18 protein-coding genes and 2 pseudogenes are annotated in these 21,961 nt (G+C 69.7%); 11 read left to right on the top strand and 9 right to left on the bottom strand.

What is annotated here, in order from left to right; genetic code table 11:
- Positions 1-42: 42 nt before the first annotated feature.
- Complete coding sequence (locus ACFYPC_RS08535; protein ID WP_388672707.1) at positions 43-537, bottom strand: DUF3145 domain-containing protein; 495 nt, start codon at positions 535-537, stop codon at positions 43-45.
- Between the two features lie 220 nt (positions 538-757).
- Between ACFYPC_RS08535 and ACFYPC_RS08530 the strand changes: the two genes are divergently transcribed.
- Both ACFYPC_RS08530 and ACFYPC_RS08525 read left to right on the top strand, forming a co-directional pair.
- Positions 758-1,657: an SGNH/GDSL hydrolase family protein gene (locus ACFYPC_RS08530; RefSeq protein WP_388672705.1), complete on the top strand. Its 900-nt coding sequence runs from the start codon at positions 758-760 to the stop codon at positions 1,655-1,657.
- Between the two features lie 97 nt (positions 1,658-1,754).
- Positions 1,755-2,744 carry an aldose epimerase family protein gene (locus ACFYPC_RS08525; protein WP_388672703.1) on the top strand — a complete coding sequence of 330 codons (990 nt, stop codon included), beginning with the start codon at positions 1,755-1,757 and terminating at the stop codon, positions 2,742-2,744.
- Between the two features lie 133 nt (positions 2,745-2,877).
- On the opposite strand, the gene ACFYPC_RS08520 is transcribed toward ACFYPC_RS08525, so the two are convergent.
- A complete protein-coding gene (locus ACFYPC_RS08520) occupies positions 2,878-5,460 on the bottom strand; it encodes a glycoside hydrolase family 3 protein (RefSeq protein ID WP_388672701.1) in 2,583 nt (860 codons plus the stop codon).
- A 193-nt stretch (positions 5,461-5,653) separates the two neighbouring features.
- Here ACFYPC_RS08520 and ACFYPC_RS08515 point away from each other — a divergent pair, with 193 nt between their 5' ends.
- A complete protein-coding gene (locus ACFYPC_RS08515) occupies positions 5,654-6,934 on the top strand; it encodes a pyroglutamyl peptidase (protein ID WP_388672699.1) in 1,281 nt (426 codons plus the stop codon).
- Positions 6,935-6,974: 40 nt separating this feature from the next.
- On the opposite strand, the gene ACFYPC_RS08510 is transcribed toward ACFYPC_RS08515, so the two are convergent.
- The 3 genes from ACFYPC_RS08510 to ACFYPC_RS08500 all read right to left on the bottom strand — a co-directional run bounded on the left by ACFYPC_RS08510 (position 6,975) and on the right by ACFYPC_RS08500 (position 9,032).
- A complete protein-coding gene (locus ACFYPC_RS08510) occupies positions 6,975-7,784 on the bottom strand; it encodes an EI24 domain-containing protein (protein WP_388672697.1) in 810 nt (269 codons plus the stop codon).
- A 63-nt stretch (positions 7,785-7,847) separates the two neighbouring features.
- Positions 7,848-8,375, bottom strand: a complete 528-nt coding sequence (locus ACFYPC_RS08505) for a pyridoxamine 5'-phosphate oxidase family protein (protein WP_388672695.1) — start codon at positions 8,373-8,375, stop codon at positions 7,848-7,850.
- Positions 8,376-8,555: 180 nt separating this feature from the next.
- Positions 8,556-9,032, bottom strand: a complete 477-nt coding sequence (locus tag ACFYPC_RS08500) for an RrF2 family transcriptional regulator (RefSeq protein WP_388673398.1) — start codon at positions 9,030-9,032, stop codon at positions 8,556-8,558.
- Positions 9,033-9,186: 154 nt separating this feature from the next.
- On the opposite strand from ACFYPC_RS08500, the gene ACFYPC_RS08495 reads away from it, so the two are divergent.
- Positions 9,187-9,915: an SDR family oxidoreductase gene (locus ACFYPC_RS08495; protein ID WP_388672693.1), complete on the top strand. Its 729-nt coding sequence runs from the start codon at positions 9,187-9,189 to the stop codon at positions 9,913-9,915.
- A gap of 478 nt (positions 9,916-10,393) precedes the next feature.
- The gene (locus tag ACFYPC_RS08490; protein ID WP_388672691.1) at positions 10,394-12,928 is read left to right on the top strand and encodes a M14 family zinc carboxypeptidase; all 2,535 of its coding nucleotides are present in this window, start codon (positions 10,394-10,396) and stop codon (positions 12,926-12,928) included.
- Between the two features lie 72 nt (positions 12,929-13,000).
- Here the strand turns inward: ACFYPC_RS08490 and ACFYPC_RS08485 are convergent, their stop codons facing one another.
- Positions 13,001-13,420, bottom strand: coding sequence for an organic hydroperoxide resistance protein (locus ACFYPC_RS08485; protein WP_388672689.1), 420 nt, complete (start codon positions 13,418-13,420; stop codon positions 13,001-13,003).
- A 127-nt stretch (positions 13,421-13,547) separates the two neighbouring features.
- Positions 13,548-14,570, bottom strand: a complete 1,023-nt coding sequence (locus ACFYPC_RS08480) for an NADP-dependent oxidoreductase (protein ID WP_388672687.1) — start codon at positions 14,568-14,570, stop codon at positions 13,548-13,550.
- A 156-nt stretch (positions 14,571-14,726) separates the two neighbouring features.
- Here ACFYPC_RS08480 and ACFYPC_RS08475 point away from each other — a divergent pair, with 156 nt between their 5' ends.
- Positions 14,727-15,161: a MarR family winged helix-turn-helix transcriptional regulator gene (locus ACFYPC_RS08475; RefSeq protein WP_388672685.1), complete on the top strand. Its 435-nt coding sequence runs from the start codon at positions 14,727-14,729 to the stop codon at positions 15,159-15,161.
- Positions 15,162-15,312: 151 nt separating this feature from the next.
- Here ACFYPC_RS08475 and ACFYPC_RS08470 read toward each other — a convergent pair whose 3' ends face one another.
- The gene (locus ACFYPC_RS08470) at positions 15,313-16,014 is read right to left on the bottom strand and encodes a hypothetical protein (protein ID WP_388672683.1); all 702 of its coding nucleotides are present in this window, start codon (positions 16,012-16,014) and stop codon (positions 15,313-15,315) included.
- A 269-nt stretch (positions 16,015-16,283) separates the two neighbouring features.
- Between ACFYPC_RS08470 and ACFYPC_RS08465 the strand changes: the two are divergent.
- The 3 genes and pseudogenes from ACFYPC_RS08465 to ACFYPC_RS08455 form a co-directional block, all read left to right on the top strand.
- A pseudogene (locus ACFYPC_RS08465) lies at positions 16,284-16,772 on the top strand (mandelate racemase/muconate lactonizing enzyme family protein); the annotation flags it as partial.
- A 10-nt stretch (positions 16,773-16,782) separates the two neighbouring features.
- A pseudogene (locus ACFYPC_RS08460) lies at positions 16,783-17,529 on the top strand (sugar ABC transporter permease); the annotation flags it as partial.
- Between the two features lie 262 nt (positions 17,530-17,791).
- Positions 17,792-19,468: an aminotransferase class I/II-fold pyridoxal phosphate-dependent enzyme gene (locus ACFYPC_RS08455; RefSeq protein WP_388672681.1), complete on the top strand. Its 1,677-nt coding sequence runs from the start codon at positions 17,792-17,794 to the stop codon at positions 19,466-19,468.
- Between the two features lie 150 nt (positions 19,469-19,618).
- Here the strand turns inward: ACFYPC_RS08455 and ACFYPC_RS08450 are convergent, their stop codons facing one another.
- Positions 19,619-20,473: an RNA polymerase sigma factor SigF gene (locus tag ACFYPC_RS08450; protein WP_388673396.1), complete on the bottom strand. Its 855-nt coding sequence runs from the start codon at positions 20,471-20,473 to the stop codon at positions 19,619-19,621.
- Between the two features lie 243 nt (positions 20,474-20,716).
- On the opposite strand from ACFYPC_RS08450, the gene ACFYPC_RS08445 reads away from it, so the two are divergent.
- Positions 20,717-21,130, top strand: coding sequence for an ATP-binding protein (locus ACFYPC_RS08445; RefSeq protein ID WP_388672679.1), 414 nt, complete (start codon positions 20,717-20,719; stop codon positions 21,128-21,130).
- A gap of 65 nt (positions 21,131-21,195) precedes the next feature.
- A complete protein-coding gene (locus ACFYPC_RS08440; RefSeq protein ID WP_388672678.1) occupies positions 21,196-21,843 on the top strand; it encodes a class I SAM-dependent methyltransferase in 648 nt (215 codons plus the stop codon).
- Positions 21,844-21,961: the final 118 nt, after the last annotated feature.

Genomic DNA, 21,961 nt, shown 5'->3' with positions numbered 1-21,961 from the left:
ACCGCTTGGTGGGGCCCTTCGTGTGTGGTTGAGGGGAACTGCTCAGACGACCTGGTGGAGCCAGCGCACCGGCGCGCCCTCGCCCGCGTACCGGAACGGCTCCAGTTCGTCGTCCCAGGGCTTGCCGAGGAGCTTGGCGAGTTCGGCTTCGAGGTCGGTCTCGCCCCGCTGGGAGCGCAGGAGCGCGGCGCGGAGGCGATCCTCGGGGATCAGGATGTCGCCGTGGATTCCGGTGACGGCGTGGTAGATGCCGAGCTCGGGTGTGCAGCTGTAGCGCTCGCCCTCCGCTGTGGGGCAGGGCTCGGCGGTGACCTCGAAGCGCAGCATCTGCCAGCCGCGCAGCGCGGAGGCGAGCTTGGAGGCCGCGGAGACCTCGCCCTTCCAGGAGAACTCTGATCTCCAGGTGCCCGGCTGGGCCGGCTGCCGGGTCCAGTCGAGGCTGACGCGCGTGCCGAGCACCCCCGCGACGGCCCACTCGACGTGCGGGCACAACGCGCGGGGCGCGGAGTGCACGTAGAGAACTCCACGTGTCGTCACTGGGGCCTCCGGACAGAGCGACGCATCTTGTAACTTGGCGGGACGGCGGTGGCAGGGCTGCCACGTGGCGAGGCTACCGTGCGGCGGCGCAAGGAGTGTGACGTACCGTCGGTCCCAGCGCGCAGAAACACTGAGGTTTCACCCAAGGGGACGCGGTGTTGACCGACCGTGTCCGTCGGGGTAGTGACCGACCCTGCACAACGAACGAGGGGACCAGGGGATGCGGAACCGTAGCCACCGTTCGCGGGCCGTTTTCGCCACCCTGGCGGCGGCCCTGCTGGGCGTCGCCGGTTGCGACGCCACGGGTGGTGACTCCCCGGCGCCGAAGAGCACCACGGCGGCCCGGCCGTCCCCGAAGCCCACGCCTGCCTGGGACCGCAGCCCCGACTCCATGGCCGCGGTCGGCGACTCCATCACGCGCGGCTTCGACGCGTGCACCGTGCTGTCGGACTGCCCGGAGGCGTCCTGGGCGACCGGCAGCGACAAGGAGGTCAACAGTCTCGCCGTACGGCTGCTGGGGACGGCCGGTGCGGCCGAGCGCAGTTGGAACTACGCGGTGACCGGGGCGCGGATGGCGGATCTGCCCGGGCAGATGGCGCAGGCCGTCACGGAGAAGCCGGCGTTGGTGGCGGTGATGGCGGGCGCCAACGACGCCTGCCGCGCGTCCGTTTCGGCGATGACGTCCGTCGCCGAGTTCCGGGCCGACTTCGAGGACGCGTTGGGCACGCTGCGCGCCACGCTGCCCAAGACCCAGGTGTACGTGTCGAGCGTGCCGGACCTGAAGCGGCTCTGGTCCGAGGGCCGCACCAACCCGGTCGGCAAGCAGATCTGGAAGCTGGGCATCTGTCCTTCGATGCTGGGTGACGCGGACTCCCTCGACGCTGCGGCGACGCTGCGGCGCGACACGGTGCAGGACCGGGTGGAGGCGTACAACGAGGTGCTGGGGGAGGTCTGCGCCAAGGACAAGTACTGCCGCTTCGACGGCGGTGCGGTCTTCGACTACCGCTTCGGGACCGATCAGCTGAGCCACTGGGACTGGTTCCACCCGAGCAAGAACGGCCAGGCGCAGCTCGCGGAGATGGCTTATCACGTGGTGACGGCGAAGAGGCCGGTGGCCTGACCGGCGCAGCTCCGGCCGTCCGCCGATGCGCGCATGACCACGCCGTAACGCGGTGGCCAGGCGTCCGTCCGCGACCGGTTGACCTACGCTTCCGATCATGTACGACGAACTCTTCGGCACCCTTCCGGACGGCACCCCGGTCCACCGCTGGACACTGGAGCGCGCCGGTGTACGGGTGCGGGTCCTGACGTACGGCGGGATCGTGCAGTCGGTCGAGGTGCCGGGCCGGGACCGCCGGACCGGGGACGTGGTGCTGGGCTTCCCGGACCTGGCCGGGTACCTCGTGCATACGGAGCCGTACTTCGGGGCGTTGGTCGGGCGCTACGCGAACCGGATCGCGGACGGCCGCTTCCCGCTCGACGGCCGGACGTATCACCTGGCCCAGAACAACGGCACCAACTCCCTGCACGGCGGCGAGCGCGGCTTCGACAAACGCGTGTGGGACACGCAGGCGGTCGAACACGGGGTCCGGCTGTCACGGGCCGCTCCGCACGGCGAGGAGGGCTTCCCGGGGCGCCTGGAGGTCTCGGCGACGTACACGCTCGACGAGGGTGGCGCGCTGCGGATCGCGTACGAGGCGGTCACGGACGCGCCGACCGTGGTGAACCTGACGAACCACACGTACTGGAACCTGAGCGGCGGCGGCTCGGGGAGCGCGGGCGGACACGAACTCCGCATCGCCGCCTCGCGGTTGACTCCGGTGGACGCGGACCTCATCCCGACCGGGGAGTTCCTGGACGTGGCGGGCACCCGTTTCGACTTCCGGGAGGCGCGGAAGGCGGGCGCCGGGTACGACCACAACTTCGTGCTCGACAAGGGGCTGACCGAGGCGCCCGTCGAGGTCGCCGAGCTGCACGATCCGGCGTCCGGGCGCGTACTGACCGTGGCCACCACCGAGCCCGGTCTGCAGCTCTACACGGCCGATCATCTCGACGACTCGGTGCCCTTCGCGCCCGGCGACGGCATCGCGCTGGAGACGCAGCACTTCCCGGACTCGCCGAACCGGCCCGGGTTCCCGAGCACCGAACTGCGGCCGGGCGGGGTGTACAGGTCGGAGACCGTGTATCGCTTCGCGGTGCGGGACTAGGGAACTCTGAACTCGCTGCCAGGAGACTCCGGGCCCGCTGCCAGGAGACTCCGGGCCCGCCGTTCTTCCCGAGCCCCGGCCCGGTCTGTCAGGTTCCGGACCGGGACTGTTCAGGAGGGCGGCTCGTCCTGCGTCAGACGGTAACGGTCGACGTGACGCGGCGGTCCGCGATCGAGCGTCCTGCCCGGATCTCGTACGAACCCTTCACAAATGCCCACGAGTTCGCCGTCTCGTCCCAGACCTCGAAGGCGCGGCGCGGGAGTTCGACGACGGCCTCGACGCTCTCGCCGGGTCCCGCCTCCACTCCGGCGAAACCGGCGAGCCACCGGGCCGGGCGGGCGGTGTCCCGCACAGTGGGCGCCAGGTAGACCTGGACGACCTCCCGTCCGGTGCGTTCGCCGGAGTTGCGGACGCGGATCCTGACGGTCCTGCCGTCGACCTCGATCGACTCGTACGTCCAGTCGGTGTACCCCAAGCCGTGTCCGAAGGCGTACGAGGGGGTGACGCCGGTCTTGTCCCAGGCGCGGTAGCCGATGAAGACGCCCTCGGTGTACGGGAGTTCACCGTCGGACGGGGTCACCCGGGTGACCGGGGCATCGCTCAGTGAGCCCCAGGTGGTCGGCAGCCGGCCGCCCGGCTCGTGAGCGCCGGTGAGGACGTCGGCGAGCGCGGCGCCGCCCTCCTGGCCGGGGAACCAGCTCAGCAGGACGGCCGCGACCTCCTCACGCCACGGAAGCTCCACCGGAGAGCCGGAGTTGACGATCACGACGGTGTTCGGGTTGGCGGCGGCGACCGCGTGGACCAGGTCGTCCTGGCGGCCGGGAAGTCGGAGATCCGTACGGTCGAACCCCTCGGACTCGACGCGCTCGGTGGTGGCGACCACGACGACGGCGGTGTCGGCGGCGCGGGCCGACTCGACCGCCTCGGCGATCAGTTCGTCGGCGTCGCGCCGCGGCTCCTGGTGGGCGAGCGTGAAGCCGATCACCTTCAGGGGGATGCTTTCGGGGAGGGTGACGACGTGGGTGAGGGAGACGTGCACCGGTTCGCCGGCGGTCAGTTCGACCTGGGCGCGGGGCATCGGAGCACCGAAGAAAGTGACGAACGGGTCGTCCTTCTCGGCTCGCTGGACGTCGTCGAAGTACGTCGTGCCGTCGATGGTGAGCGTGAAGGCGCCAAGTCCCTTGATACCGAAGGTGTGCGTGCCGCTGTCGCGCGGGGTGAAGGTGCCGGTCAGCTCGACGGTGCGGAGGGCGGCGTGGGTGACGCCGGCCGGGAGATCGTCGCCCATCCACTGGATCTGGCCACTGGGCGCGGAGCCGCTGCCGATGACCTCACCGGCCGTGTCGCGGCAGACGGCGCGCAGCTCGAACCCCTTGTCGGCGACGGCGAGTTCCTCGTTCGGGTCGGCTCCGACGGCGTACGTCAGGCTGCCCTCGGGGAGGGCCGCGGTGAGACCGTCGAGGGGCGAGACGACATGGGAGGGGAAGACGGTGGCGGAACCGCCGCCGAGGACGCGGGCGTCGCGGGCGGCGGCGCCGATGAGCGCGACGGTGCCGGGCCTGAGCGGGAGAGCTCGGCGTTCGTTGCGCACTTCCTGCACTTCGTTGCGTACTTCATTGCGTACTTCATCGCGCACTTCATCGCGTACTTCGTTGCGTACGAGCACGAAGGCGCGGTGGGCGATCTCGCGGGCCAGGGCCTCGCCGTCGATGGGGGCGGGCGGCTCGGTCACGGCCGGCTCGGCGCCGGACAGGATGCCCACGCGCGCGGCGAGGCGCAGCACGTTGCGTACGGCCCCGTCGACCGTCTGCTCCTTGATGCGACCCGCTCGTACGGCCCGCGCGAGTGGCTCGCCGTACACGGTCCGCGGGCCGGGCATGGCGACGTCGAGGCCGCCCTCGATGTCGGGGGCCGTGGAGCGGGCGGCCATCCAGTCGGAGACGTTGAAGCCGTCGAAGCCCCACTCGCCGCGCAGGATCTCGTTCACGAGGTGGCGGTGTTCGGTCATGGTCGTGCCGTTGACCGAGTTGTAGGCGGTCATGACGCCCCAGGGGCGGGCGTTTTCGACGATGGCCTCGAAGGGCGCCAAGTAGAGCTCACGCAGGGCGCGTTGGGAGACCAGGTTGTTCACCGTGAAGCGGTCGGTCTCGGCGTCGTTGGCGACGAAGTGCTTGACCGTGGTGGCGACGCCGCCGGACTGGACGCCGTCGACAAAGCCCGAGCCGATCTGTCCGGTCAGATACGGGTCCTCGCTGTACGCCTCGAAGTGGCGGCCGCCGAGCGGGGAGCGGTGCAGGTTGACCGTGGGCGCGAGCAGGACGTGGACGTGTCTGCGGCGGGCCTCCTGGGCGAGGAGCGCGCCGGCGCGGCGGGCGAGGGCCGGGTCCCAGGTGGCGGCGAGCGCGGTCGGGGACGGGAGGGCGATGGAGGGGTCGTCGGCGGTCCAGCGGACGCCCCGTACGCCGATCGGGCCGTCGGACATGACCAGGGACTTCAGCCCGATCTCCGGGAGTGCGGGCAGCGACCACATGTCCTGCCCGGACAGCAGCCTCGCCTTCGCGTCTAGGTCGAGCCTGCCGAGCGCCGCCTCGACGACCGCCTCGCGGGCGTGGTCACGCGGGGTCTGGTCCGGCGGGGTCTGGTCCGGCGGAGTCCGGTCCGGCGGAGTCCGGTCCCGCGAGGTCCGGTCATGCGGGGTCTGCTCGGTCTCCGCCACGGCGGCACCTCCACGTTGAAGTCCGGTTGAGGTCCGGTTGAAGCACGCGTTGAAGCCCTTGGACATCTCCGTCTCCATCCTGCCCCGGCCGCTCGCGAACCGGGATCTTTCTGCGATGGCGTACGCCCCACCCGTCACGGGATACTTTCGCCGTCCGGCAGCACCCCCACAGCGGCGGAAGGCCAGAACTCCCTTGAATCACATACGTACTCGGATCGGCGTACTCGGACTGACCCTGGTGGCCGGGCTGGCGGTGGCGCCCACCGCGTCCGCCGCCCCTTCGGCCGTGCAGACCCCCACCGTGGAGGAGCTGCGGCTCGACAAGGCTGCGCCCCAGGAGATCCTGCGGCGTTCCGGATTCGACACCGTGGCACCGGAGTTCGCGCGGGCACTGGAGAAGGCCGACTCGTACGCGCAGGCCGAGCGGGCCGTCGTACAGCAGGGTGCGCGGCTGTGGCAGCGGGCCGTGGACCGCGCGCAGGGCCGGGGTCCGGCGGGCGGGGACCTTAGCCGGGACGACGACCGGCCGCTGTACTGGGCTCGGCTCGGCATGACGCGTGACGTGCGCGAGTGGGAGCCGGAGTTCGCGCTCACGGATGCCCAACGCAGCAAGTTGCTGAGCAAGTTGGAGGTGTCCTCGCGTGGTCAGGACGCCATTCGTTATCCCGCGGCCAAGGGCGTGAAGCGGATCCTCGTCACCGGGTTCGACCCCTTCACGCTGGACCGTGACATCCGGATCTCCAACCCGTCCGGAGCCAGCGCCCTCGCCCTGGACGGTACGACGATCCAGACCGCGGACGGTCCGGCGCGCATCGAGACGGCCGTGTTCCCGGTCCGCTGGGAGGACTTCACTGGGGGCACCTCCCAGGCATTCGGCTCTGGGGGAGGAATGGTCGAGCGGGCGCTGCGTTCGTCCCTGCCGCAGGTGGATCTCTTCACCACCGTCAGCCAGGGCCGCGTGGGCCGGTTCGACGTGGAGCGGACCAACGGGGCCTGGCGGGGCGGCTTCGGGGACAACCTGAACACCGGGGTCGCCGGGACCGTCCCGGTCACCGACCCGGCCTCGCAGCCGCAGTGGACGTCAACGACCCTTCCGTACGCGGAGATCGTGGCCGCGAACACGGGCCGCTTCCCGGTGTACGACAACACGTCGGTGACCGAGATCCCGGCGGGCGGCACCACCGCGGTCGTACGTCCCACCGGCCCGACCCCGGGGTCGACGGCCCGTGCCGGGGGCGGCGGCGACTACCTCTCCAACGAGATCGCCTACCGCGCGACGCTGCTGCGCGACCGTCTCGGCCTGCACGACAGTCTGCCCGGCGGTCATGTGCACACGCCCGTGCTGCAGTTCGGCACGGGGAACACCGACCCGGCGACCGGGGTGGTCACGGATGCCGAGTTCGTACAGAACCGGCTGGACATCATTGCTCAGGTGCGGGCGATTTTGACGGTGGCGGTGGAGGCGGGGTCCTGAGCGGGGTGGCGGGCGCCGAGGGTCGGCCCGTGGACGGGATTCAGCCCGTGGACGCCCGTTCCTGATCGTCCGCGCCGTCCCTGTCCCGGTCGCCGTTCATCACCGTCTCCTCGCCGAGCAGGTCGCGGGCCATCAGCGTGGCGCCCGCGACCGCGCCGGGCATCAGGAAGACGGCGACGAACGGAACCAGGAAGGAGACGGCGAGGGGGGTACCGAAACCCCAGATCAGGGTCTTGCGGGAGCGGAGGAGGGTGAGGCGGTGGCGGAGGTCGACGCGGCGGCGTTGCATCGCCACCGCGGTCAGCTCCTCCGTGAGGAAGAAGCCGGTGACGAAGAACCCGATCACCGGGACGGCCGTCTGTCCGACGAACGGGATGAAGCCGAGGGCGAAGAGCAGGATGCCCCACAGGGCCGCCCGCACGACGATACGAAGGCTGTCGCGGGCCGAGATCCACAGCTCCCGCCACAGCGGCAGACCCGACTCCGGTGCCGTGCCGTCCGTGGAGACGTCCCGGTCGACCTTCTCCGAGAGGTTCTCGTAGAAGGGCTGGCCGATGAGGAGGGTGACCGCGGTGAAGGTGACCACGGAGAGGAGGAGCGCGAGGGCGAACAGCACGACGGTCAGGAAGCCGCGGAAGAGTCCCTGCCAGGGGCTGGACCAGTCGTCCGCGAACGGAGTGGCCCAGCCGATGAAGTCGTCGCCGTACACCGCCAGGGCGACGAGCGCCGCCGCGTACAACACGAGGGTGATCAGTCCCGGGAGCAGCCCGAACCCGTACTGCTTCCCGTGCCTCCCCACCCATCGCTGGCCCTGCACCAAGTAGTTGAAGCCCACCCCGAAGTCACGCATGCGGGAACTTTAGCGTCGATCCTTCATGAGGGTTCGCGAGGGTTCATGAGCGTCTCGGCAAACTCAGTGTGGTCTCGCCGTCAGGGGTAGACCGTGATCCGAGACAGGCACGTCGGCGAGGGACGGCCGTTGGTCCAGCCACATCCCGTCGCGCATGATGACTCTGCCGCGTAGTTCCGGCTCGCCGCGCCAAGCGCGCACGGTGCTCGGGACTACGCGTACATACACAAAGGAACCCTCTTCCGCGCGTGGATCCCACCCGAACTTGTCGGCGAACGCCTCCGCTGCGCCTGCGGGCACCTCCCGGTCCGGGAAGCACTCCGCCTCACCCTGGAGGAGCACCACGTCGAAGGTGTCCGGTAGCGACAGGCGCACGCGCGGCTCCTTGCGAACGTTCCGCGCAGTCACGGAAGTGGCGCTGGTACACATCCACACTGCTCGCCCGTCCCACAAGAACCACAGGGGCACCTGGTGCGGTCCGTGATCAGGGTGAGCCGTCGACACCCATACATCCCGCTCCGTAACGAGCCGCTCCAGAGCGTCGCGCATACGCTCCGCCGTCTGACGACGAACGATCCCCGTGCTCTCCATGAGGACCGACCCTAATCAGCAGGCGCGCAGTGCGCCTGAGGCGCGGGACCTACTCCCAACGACCGATGGACCCTCAGCTTTTGGGGCGGGCGAGCCACTGCTCCGTCAGGTCTTTCCCCTCGGGCCACCCGGGCTCCCCGGGTGGCCCGGGCTACCGGCCCACTCAGGCCGCTCAAGAGCTCACGCCTCCGGCGTCGTCAGCCACGTGCCGATGCCTGCCAGCGCGCCGGGGCCGTAGTCCGAGCCGACGCTCCGGACCAGGTCGGCGATCGATACGGCGCGCAAGGACGCTCGCCAGGCCGCGTCCGCTCCGTTCATCGCGCGGGTGATCGCGCAGGGTACGGTGCACGACTCGGCGGGGGAGGCCAGCGGACCCCTCTGGCGGATCTCTGTGCAGATGAACGCCGGGCCGGGCCCGTCGACCGCTTCAACCACGTCCAGGACCGTGATGGAGTCCGGCTCCCGGGTGAGTACGTAGCCGCCCGCCTTGCCCTGCACCGAGCGGACCAGTCCGGCGCGCGAAAGGGACTGCAACTGCTTGGCCAGATAGCTCGCCGAGACGTCGTGCAGCTCCGCCAGCCGGGTCGCGGGGACGGGCTCGTCGACCGAGGTGAGCACCACGCAGCAATGCAGGGCCCACTCGACCCCGCCGGACATCTTCACTCGTTCACTCTAACCAGACCCCCTTGACTCGGACAGCACCTGTCCGAGTATATTCCCGGATAGGAGATGTCCGGGTTCGGAGCGGGACGGCTTCCCTGGAGCCCATACGCACTGGTTACGGACGTAGCACCCAAATGAAGGGCACGTCATGAAGATTGCGGTCATCGGCGGTACCGGGCTGATCGGGTCGCAGGTCGTCAGGAATCTGAACGCCGCCGGGCACGAGGCGGTACCGCACTCGCAGTCCACCGGAGTCGACGTCATCACCGGTCAGGGCCTGGACGACGCGGCGGCGGGGGCGGACGTCATCGTCAACCTGACGAACTCCCCGACCTTCGACGAAGCGTCCCCGGCCTTCTTCCAGACCTCGATGGACAACCTGCTGGCCGCGGGCCAGAAGGGCGGCGTCCGTCACTTCGTCATTCTCTCGATCGTCGGCGTGGACCAGGTCCCGGAGCTGGACTACTACCGGGCGAAGGCGCTCCAGGAGGAGATCCTGGTGGCCGGGCCGATCCCCTACTCGATCGTCCGCGCGACGCAGTTCATGGAGTTCGTCGAGGCGGTGCTGTCGTGGACCACCGACGGCGACACCGTCCGGCTGCCCGCCACGCCGATCCAGCCGATCGCCGCCAAGGACGTGGCCGCCGCGGTGGCGGAGGTCGCCGCCGGTGCCCCGCTGGGAGGCATCCGCAACATCGCCGGACCCGAGATCTTCACCCTGGACGAACTGGGCCGGCTCACCCTGTCCAGCAAGCCCGACGGCCGCACCGTGGTCACCGACCCCAACTCCGGCATGTTCGCCGCCGTCAAGGGTGACGTCCTCACCGACAAGGACGCCCACCTCGCCACCACCCGCTACACCGACTGGCTCTCCTGAACCGCTCGCACCCACCCGGTGACATGAGCGCTGTCGCTACCACCGGAGTCGGTACGAGGAACAGGCCCGCGGCGACCCCGTCGCCGCGGGCGCCACCTCGTCGAGGACCGGCAGCAGACCGGCAGCAGACTGTCGCCCGGCACGGCCCGTGGTCATCGCCCTGCGGGCCCGTCGGCCGCCGAACGTGCATCTGGCGGAACCGTGTCGAAGACGAACTCGGACAGGACGCCGGCCAACTCCGGGCGCGGCGAGCAGAGGACATCGGGGCTCTCCTCGCCACGCGCGTACCGCTCGGCCGTTGCCGGCGTGCCCCGCCCGGCCCCGCCCTGCCCGCCCGGCCCACCCGGAATGCGCCGGCAGGGGCAGCCATGACTCCGTGTGTGACGGCAACGCCCTCTTGTTGCGGAGGAGTCGAACAGGTACACCTCGCCGTACCGACCCTGTGCCGATCTCAGGCATTACCCAGGAGGTACGACGCGTGCGCCTACCGAGACCCGTCCTGACCGCCACCGTCATCGCCACGGCGACCGGCTCACTCCTGCTCGCCCCGCACAGCGCCACCGCGGACCGCAACCCGCCGGTCAGGGAGGGATCCACCCAATCCCAAGGAAACGGCGCCGCCAGGAACTCCGCGAGCGCCGCCCTCAACGCCCTCGCCTCCCCCGTCACCGACCTCTCCGGCGCCCCCGCCGGCTACCCCCGTGAACAGGTCCTCACCCCGGACCCGGAGAACCCCGCCGACAAGTCCATCAAGCTCGGCCTCACCCCGTACCACGCGATCGCCCCGAAGCTGAACTCCCTTCAGGAGCTGGGTGACCGGGTCAGCGTGGAGGTCGCGGGCGAGTCGGCCGGGGGCCACCGCCTCTACCTCGTCACCGTCACCGCGCCCGAGTCCGCCCGCGAGACGCGCGCCCAGGAGCGGATGCGTGAACTCATCGAGAACGCGCCGCAGTCGGCGGCCAAGGACCCGGCCGTGAAGAAGACCTACAAGACGCCCGTCTTCTTCAACAACAACATTCACGGCAACGAATGGGAGGGCACGGACGCCGCCCTCGGGCTCATCGAGCAGCTCGCGACGGCCAAGGACGTCAGGACCGCCGACCTTCTCGCGCACAGCCGCCTCTACTTCAACATCACGGCGAACCCGGACGGCCGTATCGCGGGCACCCGCGCCAACGCCAACGGCTTCGACCTGAACCGGGACTTCATCACCGCCTCGCAGCCCGAGGCCCGCGCGATCCGCCAGATCGGCATCGACAAACAGCCGGCGGTCATGGTCGACCTGCACGGCTACGTCAACGGCACGCTGATCGAGCCGACGACCCCGCCGCACGGCGAGAACTACGAGTACGACCTCTTCCTCAAGAACACCTACGCCAACGCGCTGGGCATGGAAGCCGCCGTCAACGGCCTCGGCTACACACCCGCCGATGACGGTGTGGAGCCGGCCCAGATCCCCTTCCGCGACCAGGAGGAGGGCTGGGACGACTGGCCGCCGATCTTCACGCCGCAGTACGCGGCGTTCCATGGCACGGTCGCCGCGCACACCGTCGAGATCCCGATGCAGGTGAACAACGCCGCCTACGAGTCGCTGCCCGTCGCCGAGTTGAAGCGGCGCTCCGCGATCAACGTCGATGTCGCGGGCGCGGCCATGCGCGCGACCCTCGACTTCGCCCAGGCTCACCGGACTTCGCTCATCGCCGACCAGATCGAGGTCTTCCGGCGCGGCGCGACCGGAGCCGCGCAGGTACCGGTCTCCGCCGAGACGGTCCCCGGCGTCCCGGGCATCGGCCCCGAGGACGTCTACACGACCGAGTTCCCCCGCGCGTACGTCATTCCGGCGGGCGCCACGCAGCGCTCCGCGACCGCCGCCGCCCGCCTCGTCGACCACCTCCTCGCCAACGATGTCCGTGTCACCCGCGCGACCGCCGGCTTCCGGCTCGCGGGACGGGCGTACGCGAAGGGCAGTTACGTCGTCGACCTGCGTCAGCCCAAGCGCGGGATGGCCAATGTGCTGCTGGCGGACGGGACGGACATCAGCGACAAGGTGTCGGTGATGTACGACATCTCGGGGTGGAGCCTGGGCCGGCTGTGGGGCGCGACGGTCACGCCCGTGCGCGGCGGCACCAGTCTGGCGGCCGTCCCGCTGCGCGCGGTCGGCGCCGCCACGGACGCGGGTTACGTCGCCCCACGTGGCGACCTGAGGCTCCGCCTCGACGATCCCCAGGAAGTCGCGGCTCTCAACTCCCTTCTGAAGCAAGGGGTTTCGGTACGGCAGGCCGCTGACGGCAGCGCGCTCGTGCCGGCCTCCGCCCGGGCGAAGGCAGTTGCCGCCGCCCGCGAGTACGACGTCGCTCTCGACGCGACGAAGGCGACGGGCGGTACTCCCCTGCGCCTCACCCGGGTCGCCGCGGCCGTCACCCCGGGCGAGCTGTTCGCGCTGCGCGAGATGAACTTCGACGTGGTCCCGGTGTCGACGGCCGTCCTCAACGCGGGCTTCGACTGGTCGAGCGCCGACGTGCTCTTCGCGTCGTCGGGGATCAGTTACCCGGGCCTGAGCGCGTCCGCACGGGCCGCTCTCGGCGCCTTCCTGGGCACCCACGGCCTGGTGGGGCGCGGAGCCACCGGCGCCGCGCTCAACACCGCCACAGGGCTGCTCCCGGTACGGCCGGTGGCGGGCGACGGGGACGCCAACGGCGTTGTACGGGTGGTGAATTCGGGCGCGGTCACCGCGGGCGCCCCCGACCACAGTTTCGTCTACGCCCCGCTCTGGTTCACCGAACTCGGCCCCGGGGTGCGCGTGGAGCAGTCGTACGCGACGGGCGACCCGCTCGTCTCCGGGCACTGGCGCCCACTGGCCGACGGCACGGCCGGGCCCACGGCGGCGGGCGGCCAGGCCTCCGTGGTCAGCGGTCCGCATGCGGTCCTCTTCGGGACCGAGCCGCTCTTCCGTGACCATCCCAAGGGTGAATTCCCGCAGGTGGCACGGGCCTTGCTCACTCTCCCCCAGTAGCGGGGGGCCGTACGACAGAGGCCGCGCCCCACGTCCTTGGGGTGCGGCCTCCGCCCTGTGCAACGACTGCGGTCAGACGAGCGTCACGGTGATGTTGCCGCGCGTCGCCTTCGAGTACGGGCAGACCTGGTGGGCCTTCTCGAGCAGCGCCGTGGCCGTCGCCGTGTCCACGTTCGGGATGGCGGCGGAGATTTCGACGATGAGCCCGAAGCCGTCCTCGTTCTTGCCTATGCCGACCTTCGCGGTGACGGTCGAGCCGGAAATGTCGGCCTTCTCCCGGCGGGCCACGACGCCGAGGGCGCCCTGGAAGCAGGCGCTGTACCCGGCGGCGAACAGTTGCTCCGGGTTGGCGCCGACGCCACTGCCGCCCATTTCCTTGGGCGGATCGAGGACGAAGTCGATCTTGCCGTCATCGGTGGCTACTCGGCCGTCGCGGCCGCTCTCGGCGGTGGCGACGGCGGTGTACAGAACGTCGGACTGCTGGATGGACATGCGGTGCGTTCCTCCTTGGTCCGCCGCGACTCGCGCCCGCGATCGCGACGATTCTGGAAAGAAGTTACCGCATGTCGGAAGTCCAGCAGAAGGGCAGTGTCGGAAGTCCGGCAGAACCCTGACGGGCCTAGAGCTTGACGATCATCTTTCCGGTGTTGTCGCCGCGCAGGACCCCGAGGAACGCCTCCAGGTTGTTCTCGATGCCCTCGACGACCGTCTCGCGGTACTTGAGCGCGCCCGAGGCGACCCAGGGGCCGACCTCCTGGACGAACTGCGACTGCAGGTCGTAGTGGTCGCCGACGAGGAAGCCCTCGATGCGGCCGCGGGTCTGGATCAGGCGGGCGAGGTTCTTCGGGCCGGGGACGGGCTCGGTGCTGTTGTAGACGGAGATCGCGCCACAGATCGCGATGCGGCCGTCCCGGTTCAGCTGCCCGATGGCCGCCTCCAGGTGGTCGCCGCCGACATTGTCGAAGTAGACGTCGACGCCGTCGGGGGCAGCCTCGCGCAGCTGCGCGTTCACGGGGCCGTTCTTGTAGTTGAACGCGGCGTCGAAGCCGTACTCCTCGACGAGCAGCTTGACCTTCTCGTCGGAGCCCGCCGAACCGATGACGCGCGAGGCGCCCTTGAGCTTGGCGATCTGGCCGACCTGGCTGCCGACCGCACCGGCGGCGCCCGAGACGAACACCGAGTCGCCCTCCTTGAAGGAGGCGGTGCGCAGCAGACCGGCGTACGCGGTGAGGCCGGTCATGCCCAGCACACCGAGGTACGTGCTCAGCGGCGCGGCCTCGGGGTCCACCTTGACCGCCTGCTTGGCGTCGACCACGGCGTACTCGCGCCAGCCGAAGAAGTGCAGTACGTGGTCGCCGGTCTCGATGCCCTGGGCGTTGGAGGCGACGACCTCGCCGACCGCGCCGCCCTGCATGACCTTGCCCAGTTCGAAGGGGGCGACGTACGACTTGGCGGCGCTCATGCGGCCGCGCATGTACGGGTCGACGGAGAGGTACTTGTTCCGCACCAGCACCTGACCCTCACCCGGCTGCCGCACCTCGGCCTCGACCAGGGCGAAGTCCTCGGGCTTGGGCCAGCCTTCCGGACGGCTGACCAGGTGCCATTCGCGGCTGACGGCGGGGAGCTGGGGGGAGTCGGTCATGGGAGGGCGCCTTTCGTGTTTCCTGCGGCTCTGACACTTCGGTTGCATCAGTTCATTTACTTCGGCTCATTCACTTCAGCTCATTTACTTCAGCACCTGAAACAACCATGCTCCTGAATATTTCATGATGTCAAGTAACGCGGTACTCTGGAGCGCATGGTCACCCAGAAGACTCCCCGTATCGACCCACTGACGCTGGAGGTCGTCGACCTCATCGGCACGGTGGTGTCGCGATATCACGAGGAGTACGAGGACGCCGCCGCCGAGCACACGCTGACCGGCGCGCAGGCGCGGCTGCTGAGCCTGCTGTCACTGGAGCCGCTGCCGATGCGGCGGCTCGCGCAGAAGCTGAAGTGTGAACCGTCGAACGTCACCGGGATCGTGGACCGGCTGGAGGCGCGGGGGCTGGTCGAGCGGCGGCCGGACCCCACGGACCGCCGGGTCAAGCTGGCGGCTGCGACGGAGGAGGGGCTGCGGATCGCCCGAAGTCTGCGCGATTCACTCCGCTTCGCGCGGGAGCCGTTGGCCGGGCTGTCGCGGGAGGAGCGGGTGTCGCTGCGGGGGATGCTTCAGCGGATGCTCGCCGCGTAAGTGGGGGCGGGGGTCGGGGTGGGTTTGTTTGGGGTGGGGATTGTTCGCCCCCTCCGCCCCTGCCCGTCCCTTGTTGCCGGAGGCTCTGCCCCCAGCCCCCCGTGTCGCGCTGGACGCGCTCGTCCTCAAACGCCGGACGGGCTGAAAACCCTTACGTGCACCACCACAAGAACTGGTCGCACGAGTCCGAAGGCGAGGGCTCCGGGGTCGGATCCGCCGAGGTCGGATCGGCGCTCGGGGGCTGGGAGGTCTCGGTGGGGGTCGTGGACGCGGGGGCCGAGGTCTGCGGGGTCGTGATCGTTGACGCCGACCCCTCTACGTTGTTCTCGCCCTCGTCCGCGGCGGACTCCGAGGCGGATACGGAAGCGGACGGCGAGGGCGACTCGGAGGCGGACGGCGAGGCGCCGGCCGAGGCGTCGCTGGAGCCCGAGCCTGTTGGATCATCCTCAAGGGGCAGGGCGGTCTCGGCCGGGGTGCTGGTGCCGCCCTCGGGCGACTCGTCGGCCGTCGCGGCCTGCGGGTTGGCACCGGGCGCGTCCACGCCCAGTTCGGCGAGGCTCAGCCCGCCCGCGGCGAGGAACAGTCCGGCGCCGACTATCAGGGCTCCACGGCGTCTTCGCCGGTGCGCGGCCGCCTTCCGGTCCCGTCGGCTGCCCCCGCCCGCGGCTGAACCCCTACGCCGCCCACGGGGGCGTGTGTCGTCACCCTCGTGCCCGTCGTCGACGTCGTCGTCCGTTTCGGGACGCGACTGGACCGCGTCCGCGTGTTCGCGGACCTTTTCGGCTGGTGTGCCGCACCCCGGGCAGGCAAGGGCGCCATTGAGGTGCCTGTGGCACGGGAGGCAATAGTCCATGACGCCGGAAGACTAAGTTCCCCCCAGGTAACGTTCATAGCCACAGCTGTGAATGTTGTGTGGTGAACGACCCGTTCCGCTGTGTCCAGTTGGGGACACCCCCGAACATTCCCCGCCAGTCTCAGGCATCCCGCACGCATCACATCACATCGAACCGTTTTGCGTGCCACCCATTGACACCTCGGCGACACCTCCTTAATGTCACGCCAACACTTCGAACGTGTGACGAAATTTCGAACATAGCCGAAGAGTCACAGGGGGCAACTGCCGTGCGCATCACGGGAATCAGCACACACGTGGTCGGGACGCCCTGGCGGAACCTGACGTACGTCCAGGTGCACACGGACGAAGGTGTCACCGGAGTCGGCGAGACCCGCATGCTGGGCCACACCGACGCGCTGATCGGCTATCTGCGGGAGGCGGAGGCCAACCACATCCTCGGCTCGGACCCCTTCGCCGTCGAGGATCTCGTCCGGCGGATGAAGTACGGCGACTACGGGCGGGCGGGCGAGATCGTGATGTCCGGTATCGCCGTCGTCGAGATGGCCTGCTGGGACATCAAGGGCAGGGCTCTCGGCGTGCCCGTCTGGCAACTGCTCGGCGGCAAGGTCACCGACAAGGTCAAGGCGTACGCCAACGGTTGGTACACCACCGAGCGAACCCCGGAGGCCTACCACAAGGCGGCCCAGGAGGTCGTCGAGCGCGGGTACAAGGCCCTCAAGATCGACCCCTTCGGCACCGGGCACTTCGAGCTCGACGGGCGGCGGCCTGCTCCAGTTGGCGCTGGCCGGTCTGCGCCGCAACATGCGCCAGTACGGCATGCTGATCGCCCTCGGTCTGATCGTGGCGCTGTTCGCGGTGTGGACCGACGGCGACCTGCTGCTGCCGCGTAACGTCTCCAATCTGGTCCTGCAGAACAGTTACATCCTGATCCTCGCGATCGGCATGACGCTGGTGATCATCGCGGGCCATATCGACCTGTCGGTCGGCTCGTTGACCGCGTTCGTGGGCGCTTTCGCGGCCGTGCTGACGGTGCAGCACGATGTGCCGTGGCCGGTCGCGGTGGTGCTGTGCCTGATGATGGGCGCGCTGGCGGGCGCGGTGCAGGGCTTCTTCATCGCGTACGGCGGCATACCGTCGTTCATCGTCACCCTCGCCGGCATGCTGATCTTCCGCGGTCTGACGGAGATCCTGCTTGAGGGGCAGACCCTCGGCCCGTTCCCGGGCGGGCTGCAGGATCTCGGCAACGGCTTCCTGCCGGCGACCGGTCCGGAAACCAACTACCACAACATCACCCTGCTGCTCGGCATCGCGCTGATCGTCTTCGCGGTTCTCCAGGAGGTCCGCGACCGGAGGCGCCAGCAGGAGTTCTCGCTCGACGTGATGCCCAGGAACGTCTTCCTGCTCAAGCTCGTCGCCATTGCCGCCGCGATCCTCGTCGTCACGATGCTGCTCGCCGGCTACAAGGGCGCGCCGATCATCCTGCTGGTCCTCGGTGTGCTGGTGGTCGGCTTCGACGTGTGGAACAAGCGCAAGGTCGGTTCGTAAGCGCAAGGCCGGTTCGTAAGCGCAAGGGCAGCGACCGAGGTTCCTGTGAGTGGGCTGAGGGTCTCACGGCGCCTTCGGTTGCCTGCGATCATCAACCCTCACCAAATTCACACGAGTTGAACAGCGCCCCTGCTGTATCCGTACCTTTGGGTGGCCCGCGCTCCCCCGTTCGGGCCACCCACAGACGGAGGGCCCGTCCCCCATCGGGCCCGCCCCCTACGGAGGTTCCATGGCCGACAACGTCACCTCGCTGTTCCGCAGCACGGCGGCGCACAGCCCCTCAATGGCAGCGCTCACCCGTGAGGGCGGCGAAGGGGCCGGTCCGGTCGACTTCTGTATCCCGTGCAACCCCTACTTCCCGACGCCCGCCATGTTCGACGACCTGGCGGGCCGGCTGCGCGAGATCATCACGTACTACCCGAGCAGCGCCGACACCATCACGGCCGAGCTCTGCAACCTCCTCCAACTTCCCCCGCAGTGCGTCGCGATGGGCAACGGATCGACCGAACTCATCACCTGGATCGACCACTTGCTGGTCCGGGAGTCCCTCGCGATACCCGTCCCCACCTTCGGCCGCTGGACCGACCAGCCGATGGAGACCGGCAAGCGCGTCGACATGTTCCCGCTGCAGGAGTCCAGCGGGTTCGCCCTCGACCTCGCCAAGTACGCCGAGTTCATCCGCGCCCGCGGCACCCGGGTCGCCGTCATCTGCAACCCGAACAACCCCGACGGCGGCTTCGTACCCCGCCAGTCGCTCGTCCAGTTCATGGACGCGATGGCGGACCTGGACCTCATCGTCATCGACGAGTCGTTCCTCGAGTTCGCCGACGCGGAGCACGAACCGAGTGTCGTCGAGGACGCCGTGATGCGGCCCAACGTCATCGTGCTGCGCAGCCTGGGCAAGAACTTCGGCCTGCACGGCATCCGCTTCGGCTATCTCGTCGCCAACCCCGCGCTGGCCGGCAAGGTCCGCTCGATGCTGCCCAAGTGGAATCTCAACTCCTTCGCGGAGACCGTGGTGTTCATGCTCAAGAACCACGGCCAGGAGTACATGCAGAGCCTGCACATGGTCCGCCGCGACCGCCTCGACATGGCGCAGCAGCTCTCCCACCTGCCCGGTCTGACGATCTATCCGTCGCAGGGCAACTTCCTCTTCGTACGCCTCCCCGTGGGCGCCGAAGGCACCGTGGTGCGGGACCGGCTGCTCACCGAGCACCGCATCCTGGTCCGCGAGTGCGGCAACAAGATCGGTTCGTCGAGCCGCTTCCTGCGACTCGTGGTGCGCCCCCAGGTGGACGTGCGTCGCCTGGTGTCCGGCCTGGAAGGCGTGCTCTACGGGACCAGCAGGAGGGGAGCCGCCGTACCCGAGATGGTCAACGGGACCAATTACAGCTCGGGTACGGCGGCGGTGGACAGACTCGTCGGCGCCACGAACGGAGCGGGCATGCCGGGGCTGGCGGCGCAGGCGGCGGCAATGCCGAGCCTCGCGGGTGCGGGCGCGGGTGCGGGTTTCGCGGGTGCGCAGGCCGGCGGCTGGCCGGCACCGGCCCCCACCCCCGCACAGGTCTCCGATGCCATGCCGGGCCTGGCGCCGGCCGCGGCGCCGGCCGCCGTGATGCCGCCGGCCGCCCCGATGCCCGGTTACGCTCCGGTCCCGGCCGCCGGACTACCCGCCTACACCCAGACCGGAATGCCCGGCATGGCCGCGGCCATGCAAACCCCCCAGCCCGGTGTGATGGCTCCCGTGCCGAACCCTCAGCCCGGCGTAATGGCCCCCGTGCCGGGCGCCCACCCGAGCGGGCTGACCGCCGCGCAGGTCCGCGGCCGTACGCAGCCAGAACCTCCCCCACCACCTCGGGCCATGGGCTGGCCTGCCGCGGGAGCCGTCTACAACCAGGCGGGTTAGCCGGACGGGAGCCGCGCAGGGCGCTGCGCCCCTCCCCGACTCCCGTCACACACCTGCCCGACTCCCTTCACACACCTGCCACTTCACGCCACACGCCCACTGAACCTTCCGTACGTGCATCGTCGTACGACCCGTCGTTCACGACCGGAGTCAGCGGGTGGTGAGCATTCCTTCCCGCAGACGCGCCAGGGTGCGCGTCAGGAGGCGGGAGACATGCATCTGGGACACACCGAGCCGTTCGCCGATCTGTGACTGGGTGAGCTCGTCGACGAAGCGCATCCGGAGTATCTGCCGGTCGCGGTCGTCGAGTTCGGCGATGAGCGGGGCGAGGGCGTGGAAGTCCTCGACCAGCTCCATCGCGGCGTCCTCCTCGCCGATGAAGCTGGCCAGGGCGGTCTCGCCTTCGTCGCCGTCGCCGTGGATGGCGGCGTCGAGGGAGGTGGAGTTGTAACCGTTGGAGGCCATACGGGCTTCGATGACCTCGTCCTCGGTGAGGTCCATCAGAGCTGCCAGTTCAGCGACCTTGGGAGCGCGCCCCAGCCGGGTGCTCAGTTCCTCGGTGGCCCTGGCGAGGTCGACGCGGGCCTCCTGAAGCCGGCGCGGAACGTGGACGGCCCAGGACGTGTCACGGAAGAAGCGCTTGATCTCGCCGACTATGTACGGCACGGCGAACGTGGCGAACTGCGTCTCACGGGTGAGTTCGAACCGGTCGATGGCCTTGATGAGGCCGATCATGCCGACCTGGGCGATGTCCTCCATGTCGTCGCCACGGTGGCGGAACCGGCCCGCCGCGTACCGGACGAGCGACATGTTCATCTCGATGAGGGTGTTGCGCGCGTACTGGTACTCGGGTGTTCCCTCTTCCAGTACGGCGAGTTGAGCGAAGAACCGCGTCGACAGGTCGCGCGCGTCCTTCGGCGCGACCGCCTGCGGGTCGACGATCTCCGGCAGCCCTGCGAATCCGGTGTCCGCGGGTGTCCGGACCGCCGTCGTCATGGTCGCCATCGTCGTCATCGTTACCCTCCCTGGTCCGTCGGCCCTCTGCCATCCCCCGACAGAAGCGTGTTCGCCGTCTACCCGCACATCGGGACCTCACTCCCTTCCGCACGTACCAATGTGCGAGACCCTCCCCATCTCCGGGCCGGTGTGACGGACGGCGACTCAAGGTCCGCCCGAGATTGCGTTACAGCGTGCGCTTCAGGGGCAGGCGTTCATCCTGAACAGGAGCCACCCGTACGAGGAGGGCTTATGCGAACGCGACACCCGCGAGTGGACGGCCGCCCGTGGGAGCACGCGGTCTTCGACGCCCGGCCCGAGGCCATCGCGGACGCGCGGCGCATCGCCGACGCGTTCATGAACAGCCTCACCCCGGCGGTGGACGACCTGACGGCGTCGAGCGTCGCCCTCGTGGTGTCCGAACTCGTCACCAACGTCGTACGGCACGCACAGGGCACGTCCTGCTCACTGCGCCTGTGGGCGCGCCCCGGCGCCATCACCGTCGCCGTCACCGACGCGGACCCACGACCGCCGCGGGAACGCGATCCCGATCTCACGGGCGGAACGGGCGGTTTCGGCTGGCCGATGGTCCAGAACCTGGCCAGGTCGGTCACCGTGAAGACAGGCCCCGGCGGCAAGACCATCCGAGCGGAGCTCCCCCGGTAACCCCGGCAGCCGTCCGGGGCCAACCGGGTTGGGCGCACGGCGGGCCGGGAACTACCGTCGCGGGCATGGTCGAACACGATGCCTTCAGTGCCACCCGCGAGGGGTACGACGCCGCTGCCTCCACCTATGCACAGTTGTTCCGCGACACGCTGCGGGACAGACCCCTGGACCGCGCCATCCTGGGTGCCTTCGCCGAGGTCGTCCGTGCGGGTGGGGACGGTCAGGTCGCGGACCTGGGGTGCGGGCCCGGCCATATCACCGCCCACCTCGACGAGTTGGGACTCGCGGCGTTCGGCGTGGATGCCTCTCCGGCAATGATCGAGTTGGCTCGGCAGACCTACCCGGGCCTGCGGTTCGACGTGGGCTCGATGGCCGCGCTGGACATCGCCGACGGCGCGCTGGGCGGCGTACTCTCACGTTGGTCCGTCATCCACACGCCGCCGCCGGAACTCCCCGCCATCCTGACCGAGTTCCACCGCGTGCTGGCACCCGGCGGCCACCTTCTGCTCGGCTTCTCGGCAAGCGAGGATCCGTCCCACCCGACGCAGGTCTTCGACCACACCGTCTCGCCGGCCTATCGCTGGTGGCCCGATCACCTCGCCACGCTGCTGCACGAGTCCGGCCTGCCCGAGGTGGCCCGGATGGTCCGCGAGCCCGAGCCCACCGACCGACGGCAGTTCCAGGAGATTCAGCTGCTCACCCGCAAGGCCTAGGCAGGGGTTCTTCTTCAGCTCCTTTGCTCGCCCGCAAAGCCCAGGCAGGGGTTCTTCTTCAGCTCCGTGGTGACCCAGGCATTGTGGTTCCGGCGTGTCCGCCGGTGGTCCGGCCGAC

Origin of the sequence: Streptomyces sp. NPDC005808 (genome assembly GCF_042871385.1) — a bacterium.
Classification (GTDB): domain Bacteria; phylum Actinomycetota; class Actinomycetes; order Streptomycetales; family Streptomycetaceae; genus Streptomyces.
The sequence above is the reverse complement of the archived record's forward strand: the minus strand, read 5'-3'. Positions and strand labels throughout refer to the sequence as shown.

Coding starts and splice junctions, on each gene's coding strand:
- ACFYPC_RS08530 (WP_388672705.1), top strand. CDS start 758: ATGCGGAACCGTAGCCACCGTTCGCGGGCCGTTTTCGCCACCCTGGCG.
- ACFYPC_RS08525 (WP_388672703.1), top strand. CDS start 1,755: ATGTACGACGAACTCTTCGGCACCCTTCCGGACGGCACCCCGGTCCAC.
- ACFYPC_RS08510 (WP_388672697.1), bottom strand. CDS start 7,784: ATGCGTGACTTCGGGGTGGGCTTCAACTACTTGGTGCAGGGCCAGCGA.
- ACFYPC_RS08505 (WP_388672695.1), bottom strand. CDS start 8,375: ATGGAGAGCACGGGGATCGTTCGTCGTCAGACGGCGGAGCGTATGCGC.
- ACFYPC_RS08500 (WP_388673398.1), bottom strand. CDS start 9,032: ATGTCCGGCGGGGTCGAGTGGGCCCTGCATTGCTGCGTGGTGCTCACC.
- ACFYPC_RS08495 (WP_388672693.1), top strand. CDS start 9,187: ATGAAGATTGCGGTCATCGGCGGTACCGGGCTGATCGGGTCGCAGGTC.
- ACFYPC_RS08485 (WP_388672689.1), bottom strand. CDS start 13,420: ATGTCCATCCAGCAGTCCGACGTTCTGTACACCGCCGTCGCCACCGCC.
- ACFYPC_RS08480 (WP_388672687.1), bottom strand. CDS start 14,570: ATGACCGACTCCCCCCAGCTCCCCGCCGTCAGCCGCGAATGGCACCTG.
- ACFYPC_RS08475 (WP_388672685.1), top strand. CDS start 14,727: ATGGTCACCCAGAAGACTCCCCGTATCGACCCACTGACGCTGGAGGTC.
- ACFYPC_RS08470 (WP_388672683.1), bottom strand. CDS start 16,014: ATGGACTATTGCCTCCCGTGCCACAGGCACCTCAATGGCGCCCTTGCC.
- ACFYPC_RS08455 (WP_388672681.1), top strand. CDS start 17,792: ATGGCCGACAACGTCACCTCGCTGTTCCGCAGCACGGCGGCGCACAGC.
- ACFYPC_RS08450 (WP_388673396.1), bottom strand. CDS start 20,473: ATGGCGACCATGACGACGGCGGTCCGGACACCCGCGGACACCGGATTC.
- ACFYPC_RS08445 (WP_388672679.1), top strand. CDS start 20,717: ATGCGAACGCGACACCCGCGAGTGGACGGCCGCCCGTGGGAGCACGCG.
- ACFYPC_RS08440 (WP_388672678.1), top strand. CDS start 21,196: ATGGTCGAACACGATGCCTTCAGTGCCACCCGCGAGGGGTACGACGCC.